This window comes from Niabella terrae (genome assembly GCF_054783135.1).
In genome coordinates this window covers 1-978 of the sequence record NZ_BAAGRD010000024.1, presented here as the reverse complement: position 1 = coordinate 978, position 978 = coordinate 1, and the positions used below count along the sequence as shown (strand labels likewise).

Below are 978 nucleotides of genomic sequence, written 5' to 3'. Positions count from 1 at the left end.
GAAAGCATGTTCTTTCCAAAAGTTCTTTGACAATATGTTTTGTGCTTTTGCCAAAGGCAATAATGGTTTCCTGCTTCTGCTTCAACTTGCCAGCAATGGAAGTAACCGAAAGATGTGGAATGTATCGAATAAGAAAATGGATGTGGTCAATATCGCTTTCAAATACTTCAATTTCAAAATCAGATTTAGCAGTACTTGACTGCATAATAAACTTCCTGACATGATCCCAATCACCGACCAGCAGCTTTTTAGGATACTTGCATAAAAATTAGGTGGTATTTTAAGCAATGCATTGAACAATTTGTGGAAGTATAACTGCTTCTAAGGTTTTTTAACCTTATTTTTGTGTATTAATAGTTATCTTTAATTATACATATTGAAAATATAAGTAGTATATTCTATACATTATATATCTCAATTGATCCATAATTGAAATTAATACATAAGACATACCGTTTTGCATTGTTGCCGACAAAGAAACAGGAACTGCTTTTGAGTAAGCATTTCGGGTGTGTTCGTTTTGTGTTCAATCACTTTTTGAACGAAAGAATTGAGCAGTATAAGGAGAATAAAAAATCAGATAATTATCTTAAACAGGCCGGTGCTTTGACCCAGTTAAAAAAGAAAGAAGCAACTGAATGGTTAAAGGAAGTTAACAGTCAAACATTACAAACCGCCCTGCGAAATTTAGACACCGCCTTTGTGAACTTTTTTAGAGGTAATGCTAAGTTTCCCCGATTTAAAAGTAAACGGAGAAAAAATAGTTTCACAGTTCCGCAATTTGTGGAAGTGGATAATGGGAAATTGTTTTTCCCAAAATTCAAAGATGGCATTAAAATAATTGAACATCTTGAATTAAAGGGTGAAGTGAAGCATTGTACTGTATCAAAATCACCCACAGGTAAATACTTTGTATCCATACTTTGTGAAGTGCAGCATCAACCATTGAAGCCAACAAAAAAACAGGTGGGCATTGAT

At 33.7% G+C, this 978-nt stretch carries 2 protein-coding genes; one reads left to right on the top strand and one right to left on the bottom strand.

The window, feature by feature from the left end; genetic code table 11:
- Nucleotides 1-208, bottom strand: a 208-nt coding sequence (locus ACYVI9_RS15060; RefSeq protein WP_460765968.1) for a transposase, incomplete at its 3' end; no start/stop codon positions are given.
- Nucleotides 209-429: 221 nt separating this feature from the next.
- Here ACYVI9_RS15060 and ACYVI9_RS15055 point away from each other — a divergent pair.
- Nucleotides 430-978, top strand: a 549-nt coding sequence (locus ACYVI9_RS15055; RefSeq protein ID WP_460765965.1) for an RNA-guided endonuclease TnpB family protein, incomplete at its 3' end; no start/stop codon positions are given.